This is a genomic window from Lentzea indica, assembly GCF_012184385.1.
Lineage (GTDB): Bacteria > Actinomycetota > Actinomycetes > Mycobacteriales > Pseudonocardiaceae > Lentzea > Lentzea indica.
The window spans coordinates 1-9504 of the sequence record NZ_VSRL01000313.1 but is presented as its reverse complement, the minus strand read 5'-3'; the positions used below and the strand labels follow the sequence as shown (position 1 = coordinate 9504).

Genomic DNA, 9504 nt, shown 5'->3' with positions numbered 1-9504 from the left:
CAGAAGACCATGTGACTTAGACACTCTCATGATCAACTAGGACGCCGTGCCCGTCCTACGTCCAAACGGCGGACACGACTTTGCCGGAACCCTGGGGCGTGGTGCTGGACTCGACCATTGCTGGACTCCGTTGTCTTCAGAGCGGATTTGTCGGATCGGCAAGCGGCGAGCTGTGTCGAGCCGCAGTCGGTGAAGCGGATTCCCTTCAGGTCAACTGCGTCGGTTTCAGATATTGACGTGGTCGTGGATTCCCAACGGCAAACAATTGAGCGTCGGGCGACATGTTCGACGACGCGCTGCCGACGCCTGCCCCTCGCAACCATCACCCAGGCAGCCCCTGAACGCCGAGACCGCAGACCGGCAACCGCACCATCGGATGGACTACCTGGACACTTGATGGTGTGGAGACAAACTCGAACGATGTAATGACGAACCAAAAATCGGCTGTCCGCGCGACTTCATTCGAAAACAAAGCGCGCTCATGAATGCCTTCGCAGTCCGTTGAGTGGCTTGACGTTGCGTGCAGTAGTGGCGCGCTCACTCGCAGTCAAATCCTCGCCGGATCCGGTATCACTGAGTATTCGGTCGAGCACGGAGTGAAAAGTATTTCATATTTTGGTCAGATTCGTGTCCGTGCGTCCGCTGTGGAAGGTGACGGCAATGCCGGCCGCAGAGACCACGTAGGAGCATCGCCAATGACCACCGACGGGGAAGACGCGCCCACCACCCAGGTCGATCGCCAAGCCTCCGACACGGCGACGCGAGTCGTCCTGGATCCCTCGGACCGGCACGCACCGATCAAGAGCCGGTCTCAGGACGACGTGAATGCCGAAGTGGCCGCGGCCGCCGACGGAGACCGCCGGGCGATCGAGCGTCTGCTGGCGAGCATCCGGCCACTGGTGGTGCGGTATTGCAGGGCCCGAGTGGGCAGGCAGGAGCGGTCCTTCGTGTCGGCGGACGACGTGGCTCAGGACGTGTGCATCGCAGTGCTCACGGCGTTGCCCAGGTACCGCCACGAGGGACGGCCGTTCCTGGCGTTCGTGTACGGCATCGCGGCGCACAAGGTTGCCGATGCGCATCGGGCCGTGGCCAGGAATCGCTGTTGCGAACTCGTCGCCGAGGTTCCTGAAGCCCCCGTGACCGAGGAGGGGCCGGAGCATCGGGCTTTGTACGGTGAGCTGTCCGAACGAATGGCTCGGCTGCTGCTGGTCCTCCCGGAGAGGCACCGGGAGATCGTCGTGTTGCGGGTGGTCGTGGGGCTGTCGGCGCAGGAGACCGCCGAGGCGGTCGCATCGACGCCGGGTGCGGTCCGGGTCATGCAACACCGCGCGTTGGCCCGGCTCCGGAGGACGTTGACCGGAGTGTGAACACGTGAGTTCCGGTCGCGGTCACGCGCCGCTGGGATGGGTGGCTCGGTGCACCGCGTCGAGGATTTCCGGTGCGACGTGCTCGCCCTGTGGCAGGTCGAAGTGGCCGGTGCACAGCATCGTGCGCCAGAGGTTGTGGTCGTGCTCGGCCGCCGCGGTGCCGGCGTGGAAGTCCGACAGCAGCGCGACGAATCGTTCTGGATCGGCCTGGTGGGGAAAGTGCCCCGCACCCGTGAAGATCTCCAGGCGGCTGTGGGGCATGGCCACGTGTGCCAGATCGGCGTGGTCGGTCGACACGACCCGGTCCCGATCACCCCACACCAGCAGGGTGGGAGTCCCGAGGAGCAGATAGCTCCGGTCGAGCATGGTGACTGTCTGCCCACGCCAGTCGACCGCGGATCGCAGGGTCCGCAGGAACGCCAGTCGGCTGGTGTTGTCGGCCAGCGAGCGGAACCGCTCCAGGACGTAGTGGAGATCGGAGCCGAGTCCGAGGCCGCCGATGCCGCGCATGAGCGGGGTGAGCAGCGAGGTGGCCATCAGGACCGGTGCAGCGGTGGCCAGTGAGATGACCAGGTCGGCGCCGGGAAGGCAGGCCAGCCGGAGCAGCGGGTGCACGTACTTGCCGATGCCGCCGCTGCCGACCAGGACGAGCCGTTCACATCGCTCCGGGAACTGGTAGGCGAACTGGATCGCCACGCCACCGCCGAGCGAGTGTCCGATCACGGTCGCGTGATCGACGTCCAGCACGGTCAGCAGGTCCCGCATTCCACACGCGTACCCGGCAACCGAGTAGTCGGCACTCGGCTTGTCGGAACCTCCGTGGCCGAGCAGGTCCGGTGCGATCACGGTGAAGTGCTCGGCCAGCCGCGGCAGGACGTGCAGCCAAGTAACCGAGCTGTCGCCGATCCCGTGTATGAACAGCAGGACCGGGCCGCTGCCGGCCATCCTGAACGCGCGGCGGTAGCCGTGCACGACGACATGCCGCAGGCCCACTTCGCCCTCGGGCGGGCTGGCTGCCACGTCGTTCATGCTCTCGTCGGCCTTCGTCAGGTTGTCACCGCGATGACCGGACGGCTGACCCGCCGTCCGCGTCCAGGCCATTCATTTTGCAGGCAGACGCGACAATCCGGTCTTGTGGTGTATCACCCGCTCGGCTGAACATCCTGCGTACAGCTCAGTGCCCCCTCGCTCACCGCGGCGGAACGTCGGCCGGCCGCCGCCGTGGCTCGGCGAGCACTGAGCCGTCCGCCTTGGCCAGTACCTCACGGATGCGGACAAGCATACGAATGCGCTGCTCGAGGCGGCCAAGATGTCCACCGGCGTACTGCTCGGCGGTGCCGGCATCTTCACGCTCTATGTGACCGCGCGGCGGCAACACACGCAGGAACTCGAACTGGCGCAACGCGAGGCGGCCCACAACCACACCGTGACGGCGTTCGAGCACACCGTCGCGGACACTGAGAAGAGCCGGAAGCTCGCGGAGCGGATCGCTGATTCGAACGAACGTGACGCGGCCGCTCGCCGCGTCACCGAGTTGTTCGCCAAGGCCGTCGAGCAGCTCGGCTCCACGGCGGCGGCAGTGCGGCTCGGCGGGCTGTACGCGTTGGATCGGCTTGCCCAGACCAACGAAGACCAGCGTCAGACCGTGATCAACGTGATCTGCGCCTACCTCAGGATGCCGTACGACGCCAGGACGCCATTGGATCTACGGCGCCAGCTTGAGACCGAGGGTGGCGTGAAGCAGCGGGGAGATGACCGCGTGCGCAGGGAGGAGAAGCAGGTCCGGCTCGCCGCGCAACGCATTCTGGTCGAGCACATGCCCACCCGCGGGGCCGCTGATCAACCGGCCTCGTGGGGGACCTTCACGCTGAACCTCACCGGTGCTGTGCTGTTCGAGCTCGACCCTGATGGCAGGGAAGTCGGACCGGCCCAATTCCGCGACGCGACCTTCCATGGATTCACCAGCTTCCGCTCCACCGTCTTTACCGGGCCGGCCGAGTTCAACGTCGCCACGTTCGCCAACCACGCAATGTTCCACGGTGCCGAGTTCCTCGACGCCGCGGACTTCTACCGCACACGGTTCGAGTCCGTACATCGCTTTCGCGACAGCACGTTCCGCTCCAAAGCCCGCTTCGATCACGCCATCTTCGAAGGTGATACCGACCTGCACACCGCACACGTCACCGATGATGCTCGACTCTCGCTGAAGGACACCACGCTGAGGTTCACCCCGGGCCCTGGAAGCGAGTGGAGGGTCGTCGACCCTCAATATCCGGCGGGCTGGGGCGTGAAGCTCACCGAGACCGACAGCGAGGGCACCCGCTTCGTGACTATCGGCAGAGTGCGGCCAGCTCGACCTGGACCTGAGGCCACGACCTAGGCACTGGTGGAGCCGGGGTAACTCGCGTACACGGTTTCGGAGAACTTCCACCACGCCGGCGTGGGCTGCCAGTCGGTGAACGGCTCCGGTTCGAGCAGCACGGTCTGCTGCTGGGCCGTGCCGGCGGCTACGCCGATGCCGTACGAGTCGGCCTTCATCAGCGCTTCCGCGTCGACCTCGCCGTGGACGAGCAGGATGCGCCAGCAGTACGCGCCGAACGTGTCCGAAGTGGACCGAAGCGCCGCCCCGGAACGGTTGCGCGACTACCACCGGCGTGCGGCGGCCACCGCTGTACGGCTGAAGTTCGGTGCTCCGTCGATCGAGCGGACCTGGCCTGCCGACACGGGATCGGCGGACCCTGCCTCGACGGCGATCTGGCTGGACGTCGAACACGCGAACCTGGTCGCGGTCGCGCTGGGATCGTCCAGCGAGGTCCCCGGCCACCTCGTCGCGATGTCCGGCATCCTCGCCCCGTACCTGGACGCCTGCGGCCACTACGTGGAAGCGACCGCGTTGCACACCGCCGCGGCATCGGTCGCATTGACGACCGGCGAGGCAGGCGCGGCACTGAACCGGCTCGGGGCCGTGCACGCCCGCAGCGGCGACCTGGCCGGCGCGATCGACCGCTACGGCGAGGCCTTCGAGACCTGCGAGCAAGCGGGGGACACGGCCGGTGCGGCAACCGCGCTGCACGGCATCGCCGTGGCCCGTTTTCGCACCGGCCGCTATCGAGAAGCCGTGGCCACGGCCACGGATGCGCTGGCGCGCTACCGAGAAGTGGGCAATCAGATCGGTGCCGGCGAGGCCCTCAAGAGCCTGGGGCTGTCCCACCTTCAGCTCGGCGACTATCCCAAAGCGATCGAACACCTCCAGCAGGCCCTGGTGCTGCACCGCGCGACCGGCGACCGGGCCAACGAGGGCCGTTCGCTGAACAACCTCGGCTTCCTGCACTACCGGCTCGGCCACGACGAGGAGGCGCTGCGGTACTTCGAGGACAGCCGAGCCATCGCCCACAAGCTCGGCAACCGGGCGGGCGAGGCAGTAGTGTTGATCAACATCGCCCATCTCGACACGCGACACGGGCGCGTCGAGGAGGCGCTCGCCGGATACGGCGAAGCCGTCGCGCTGTGCGCTGAAATCGGGTACCGGGTAGGCCAGGTCGAGGCGTTGCGCGGTCTGGGAGTGGCCTGCCGCCGCCTCGGCCGGCTCGCTGGTGCCTTCAAGCACCTGAATCAGGCCCTGGTGCTGAATCGCGCACTACGTGATCCGGACATGGAAGCCGGAGCCCTGAACGATCTCGGCGAGACGCTCCGTGCCGCCGACCGCCAGTCCGACGCCCTGCATCAGCACACCGCTGCGCATTCGATCGCGATCGCCTCCGGTGACCCGTACGCCCAGGCGCGGGCCACTTCCGGCCTGGCCGTGGTTCTCGATGCCGCGGGCCAGTCAGCCGCTGCCCGCGAACACCGCGAACGTGCGGACGCCCTCTACCACAAGATCGGCGTACCGCCGCGCGCACGCGACTGACCCACGAGGAGCGCTGCCCGGAGCGCCGGCTGTCGATCCTCGGGCTGCTTCTTGCGACACGCCAGTGCCCGCATGGCCTGCGACCGCGACGGCTGCGACACGATGCATTGAACCGCAATCGTCACCGATGCGAGGACGCAGAGCTGACCGAGGCGCCGGACGCCCCAGCTCACGGACATGCTCGGCATCGGGTGCCGGAGGTGCGTCCGGCCCTGGGCGACGCGCCTACTGCGGTGCGGGAACCGCGCCGCTGAACCGACCGGCTCGCCCAGGCGTATTCATCGGTGATGCTTTGCCGGTGACCACGCGGGCGGTCGCAGGTGCTGGGGCGGGGGAGGAGCTCACATGAACAGTCCCCATGCGCAGATCGCCTTCCGGGTCGCTCTCTCGCTGGCGGCTGCCGGACTGGGCGGAGCGTTCCTCGCGGCGCTCGTGGGTGTGGTGCTGTCCGTGGTCGGTCCCTCGGGAAGCGCTGTCACCAGGTTGTGCGGCAAGACCGACGTCGCGCCTGCCGGGGGGAGTGACTATCTCGGGCAGAACAACGTGTGGGGCGCGGACACCCCGCAGTGCGTGGCCGTCGGCGACCAGTCGCTGCGGGTGGAGAGCGCCGCGCACGACCGTCCGCCCGACGGCGCTCCGGCCGCCTCGCCCTCGTTGATCAGAGGGTGCCACTGGCAGGACTGCACGGACGTCGGAGACCTGCCGGTCCGCGTGTCGGAGATGCCGGACATCAGGAGTGACTGGGTCACCAGGCAAGTCGACACGGGGACCTTCAACGCGGTGTACGTGGTGTGGTTCCACAGTGGACCGGTCGCGAGCGGCACGCCCGACGGCGCCGAGATGGTGATCTGGATGCGCAGCCGGGGCGGCGTCAGGCCGGGCGGCTCGATCGTGGCCGAGAACGTGCTGATCTCCGGCGCTCGCTGGAACGTGTGGCTCGCCAGGGACGGCGGCCGCGTACGCATCACCTATGAACGCCTCGGCGAGGTCACCTCGGTGCGCGGACTGGACATCCGCGCGTTCACGATGGACTCGGTCGCGCGGGGCCACGTCCTCCGCGGCTGGTACCTGGTCGCGGTCGAGGCGGGGTTCAACCTGTGGCGTGGCGGCGCGGGCAACGCCATCGAGAGCTTCTCGGTGTCCATCGCCGACCGCGCGCGGTGACGCTCTCGTCCGCGCCGTTAGTCCGTTCGACAGCCTGGGTAGCCCGTGGCTTCACGTGTTGAACGGAGGAGATCGATGAGCGACACGACGACAGTCGAGCGGCTGCGCACGGTGCTGGCCGACGTGGCCTATCCCGCGGACAAGGCGCAGTTGGTGGACCACGCTTCGCGCAACAACGCTGATGAGGACACGGTGCACGCGCTGCACGCCGTTCCGGAGCAGCTGTACGAGTCGTTCGACGACGTGCTGAACGTGATCGCTGTCGACGAAAGCCGCGAGGCCTGACGCCGTGGATCCGTTCCACGTCGGGCCTGCTTTGTTGTCGCATGCCCGCGCAGCGAACGCCAACGCAGGTTCCGCCGCCCGGTCAGCAGTGTCGCTGACCGGGACTTCGCCGGAACGATCATTCACTGACCCGGGCCGGATCATCAAGTGAGTCCGGTGGCCCGGTGTTGTCTCAGGACTGGTTCAGCTCAAGCGATCCGATCGAAGCGGCCGATCGGATAAACCCAGCCGCGGGTGAACTGGAGCCCCAGCTGGTGGTGGTACTGCTGGCATGCGCTGGGCTGCGGCAGATCGGGGCAGAAGATCACATCGAGGGATGAGTAGGTGTACACGTTGTTCGGGGCGGCAGGGTTGTCGACCGGGACGATCGTGTCCTTGACGGAATATCTCACCGAGGCCAGTCGTGGATCCGGCGTGCCGTCCGGGTACAGCACCTGCGATTCGGGTTCGTACACGTGGATGCGGTCGCTGAAGATGCACACGTTCGCCCCGAAGAAGAATTCATACATCTTCTTCCCCTGGCCGGTTTCGTAGACAGGCTCCAAAACCTCCTCTCGGTAGCAGGGAGTGCCAGGGGGAAACGCGCGGGGTGGGCTGATCGGCCACGCATTGGTGCTGACATCCGTCGCGCTGTGCGGCGAAGCCGTGTTCAGGGCCGACTTGGAAGACGGCACTGATGCCGACACCACCGGAGCTGCGATCACGATCATGGCCATGAACGCCACGGCCGATGTGAACAGGTGTTTGAAGCGTACGGACACTGGAACACCCCTTCGGTTGTCGTAGCAGGTGCTTTCTCTCGAGGCGCCTTCGCGCCCGCGTCCTGCGGCTGTGCTCGGCCAGGGTGGCCGTAGCTCGGGTAACGGTTGAGCGGTGTGGCCGGATCCGATGACAGACCACCGGAATCCGCGTCGCTGGATGTGTCGGCTGGTGCTCCATCCGCAGGTCGTGATCTTCACCCGAGTCCGGCGAATGGTGCCGAACCAGGCTCGCTTGGCGGACTGGACTCAGGTTGAACGGAGACTGAACTTGGCGGCGTGTCAGCGGATCCGGCCGTTGCCGCGGTCGAACGGGCCGTGCCAGCATGGCCGTGACATGGAGGTGGCGGTTGCGCGTCCAGGTTCTCGGTCCGGTTCGGGCCTGGCATGACGGTCGGGAACTCGACCTCGGTCCGGCCGGCAGACGCGCGGTGCTCGGTCTGCTCGCTTTGTCCGCGGGCCGGGTGGTGCCCAGGGCGGACCTGGTCGACGCGTTGTGGGGCGAACGGCCGCCGCCCAGCGCCACCAACGTCATCCAGACCCACGTCAAGCACCTGCGGCGGTTGTTCGACCCGGAGCGGCACCGCTACGCACGCAGCACCAGCATCCCCATCGTCGGCGACGGCTACGCGTTGCGAATCCCGGCCGACGAGGTCGACGTGGACCGGTTCCGCGACCTGGTGTCCGCCGCGGGAAGGACGGCTGTCGCCGAGGAGGCCGCCGGGCTCTGGGGCGAGGCGCTCGGACTGTCGGCAGGGGCGGCCGTTCGCCGACCACCCCAAGCTCACCGGCCACGCCAAAGTCGTCGCACTGCTCGGCGAACGGCGCAACGCGCTGCTGGCCTACGCCGAGACCATGATCGGACTCGGCCGGGCGGTGGATCTGCTGCCGCTGCTCGTCGAGCATGCTGCCGACCACCCGTTGGACGAGGCGGTGCAGGCACTTCTCGTGCGCGCCTACGCGGCGGCCGGCCGACGGGCCGACGCGTTCGCCGTGTACGACAGCGCCCGGCGGGCGCTGCGGGAGGAACTGGCGATCGGGCCGGGAGCCGAACTGGTCGACGCGCACGCGGCGTTGCTCGTCGAACCACCGGCGAGCCGCCAGTCCCACCACGCCGGTCCGGCACCGGCTCAACTGCCCGCGAACGCGCCCGGTTTCGCCGGTCGCGCGACGGAGCTGGCGATTCTCGACGGGCTGCTCGCCGAGCGCGATCCGACGGCGCCGGCCGTCATCGCGGTGTGCGGCACGGCAGGGGTCGGCAAGACCGCCCTGGCCGTCCACTGGGGACACCGGCTGCGCGCCGGGTTCCCGGACGGCCAGTTGTACGTGAACCTGCGCGGCTACGAGGCCGGCCAGCCGGTGTCCACCGCCGACGTGCTGAGCAGGTTCCTGGAGGCGCTGGGTGTCGCCGGCTCCGCCATCCCGGTCGACGTGGATGCCCGAGCCGCCCGGTACCGGACCGAGGTCGCCGACCGACGGCTGCTGATCGTGCTGGACAACGCGTCGGCGGTCGAGCAGGTGCGCCTGCTGCTGCCCGGCGCGCCGTCCTGCGTCGTCGTGGTGACCAGCCGCGACAGCCTCGCGAGCTTGGTGGCGGTGCACGGCGCGCGGCGGCTGGACCTCAAACCCTGCGGCGGGACGACGGCCATCGCGTTGCTGCGTGGGCTGATCGGTGCGAGGGTGCGCGCGGAGTCCGCTGCGGTCGCCGAACTCGCCGAACAGTGTGCGTTCCTGCCGTTGCCGTTGCGAGTCGCCGCGGAACTCGTCGTCAGCCGACCGGAGACCGCGCTCGCCGAACTGGTCAGGGAACTCTGCGACCGGCAGCGGCGGCTGCGGTTGCTCGACGGCGGCGGTGACGACCGGGCGGCCGTGCGTGAGGTGCTCTCCTGGTCCTACAAGCACCTTCCACCCGACGCAGCACGGCTGTTCCGCCGCCTGGGCGAGCACCCCGGCCGGGATTTCGACGCGGCCTGCGCCGTCGCACTCGGCGACCTCGACCCCGGCGCAGAGGGCCGGCTGCTCG

The 9504-nt window shown here is 68.1% G+C and carries 9 protein-coding genes and 1 pseudogene; 7 read left to right on the top strand and 3 right to left on the bottom strand.

Going from position 1 to position 9504, the window contains the following annotated elements; genetic code table 11:
- Positions 1-695: 695 nt before the first annotated feature.
- Positions 696-1367: an RNA polymerase sigma factor ShbA gene (gene shbA, locus FXN61_RS43455; RefSeq protein WP_167979676.1), complete on the top strand. Its 672-nt coding sequence runs from the start codon at positions 696-698 to the stop codon at positions 1365-1367.
- 21 nt (positions 1368-1388) lie between these two features.
- Here the strand turns inward: shbA and FXN61_RS43450 are convergent, their stop codons facing one another.
- Positions 1389-2396, bottom strand: a complete 1008-nt coding sequence (locus FXN61_RS43450) for an alpha/beta fold hydrolase (protein WP_223165844.1) — start codon at positions 2394-2396, stop codon at positions 1389-1391.
- Positions 2397-2676: 280 nt separating this feature from the next.
- Between FXN61_RS43450 and FXN61_RS43445 the strand changes: the two genes are divergently transcribed.
- Complete coding sequence (locus FXN61_RS43445) at positions 2677-3747, top strand: pentapeptide repeat-containing protein (RefSeq protein ID WP_167979674.1); 1071 nt, start codon at positions 2677-2679, stop codon at positions 3745-3747.
- Here FXN61_RS43445 and FXN61_RS43440 read toward each other — a convergent pair.
- The gene (locus FXN61_RS43440; protein WP_167979673.1) at positions 3744-3905 is read right to left on the bottom strand and encodes a hypothetical protein; all 162 of its coding nucleotides are present in this window, start codon (positions 3903-3905) and stop codon (positions 3744-3746) included. The genes FXN61_RS43445 and FXN61_RS43440 overlap by 4 nt on opposite strands.
- A gap of 37 nt (positions 3906-3942) precedes the next feature.
- Here FXN61_RS43440 and FXN61_RS43435 point away from each other — a divergent pair, with 37 nt between their 5' ends.
- From FXN61_RS43435 to FXN61_RS43425, 3 genes are all read left to right on the top strand, one after another.
- On the top strand, positions 3943-5274 hold the full coding sequence (locus FXN61_RS43435) for a tetratricopeptide repeat protein (protein WP_167979672.1): 1332 nt from the start codon (positions 3943-3945) through the stop codon (positions 5272-5274).
- A 345-nt stretch (positions 5275-5619) separates the two neighbouring features.
- Positions 5620-6438 carry a GH12 family glycosyl hydrolase domain-containing protein gene (locus FXN61_RS43430; RefSeq protein ID WP_167979671.1) on the top strand — a complete coding sequence of 273 codons (819 nt, stop codon included), beginning with the start codon at positions 5620-5622 and terminating at the stop codon, positions 6436-6438.
- 75 nt (positions 6439-6513) lie between these two features.
- Positions 6514-6723 carry a DUF2795 domain-containing protein gene (locus FXN61_RS43425; protein WP_167979670.1) on the top strand — a complete coding sequence of 70 codons (210 nt, stop codon included), beginning with the start codon at positions 6514-6516 and terminating at the stop codon, positions 6721-6723.
- A 188-nt stretch (positions 6724-6911) separates the two neighbouring features.
- Here FXN61_RS43425 and FXN61_RS43420 read toward each other — a convergent pair whose 3' ends face one another.
- Positions 6912-7484, bottom strand: coding sequence for a hypothetical protein (locus FXN61_RS43420; RefSeq protein ID WP_167979669.1), 573 nt, complete (start codon positions 7482-7484; stop codon positions 6912-6914).
- A 323-nt stretch (positions 7485-7807) separates the two neighbouring features.
- Here FXN61_RS43420 and FXN61_RS56765 point away from each other — a divergent pair.
- A pseudogene (locus tag FXN61_RS56765) lies at positions 7808-8050 on the top strand (AfsR/SARP family transcriptional regulator); the annotation flags it as partial.
- Between the two features lie 133 nt (positions 8051-8183).
- On the top strand, positions 8184-9504 hold a 1321-nt coding region (locus FXN61_RS43415), incomplete at its 3' end, for a BTAD domain-containing putative transcriptional regulator (RefSeq protein ID WP_376770810.1).

Coding starts and splice junctions, on each gene's coding strand:
- FXN61_RS43435 (WP_167979672.1), top strand. CDS start 3,943: ATGCGCCAGCAGTACGCGCCGAACGTGTCCGAAGTGGACCGAAGCGCC.
- FXN61_RS43440 (WP_167979673.1), bottom strand. CDS start 3,905: ATGAAGGCCGACTCGTACGGCATCGGCGTAGCCGCCGGCACGGCCCAG.
- shbA (WP_167979676.1), top strand. CDS start 696: ATGACCACCGACGGGGAAGACGCGCCCACCACCCAGGTCGATCGCCAA.
- FXN61_RS43450 (WP_223165844.1), bottom strand. CDS start 2,396: ATGAACGACGTGGCAGCCAGCCCGCCCGAGGGCGAAGTGGGCCTGCGG.
- FXN61_RS43425 (WP_167979670.1), top strand. CDS start 6,514: ATGAGCGACACGACGACAGTCGAGCGGCTGCGCACGGTGCTGGCCGAC.
- FXN61_RS43445 (WP_167979674.1), top strand. CDS start 2,677: ATGTCCACCGGCGTACTGCTCGGCGGTGCCGGCATCTTCACGCTCTAT.
- FXN61_RS43430 (WP_167979671.1), top strand. CDS start 5,620: ATGAACAGTCCCCATGCGCAGATCGCCTTCCGGGTCGCTCTCTCGCTG.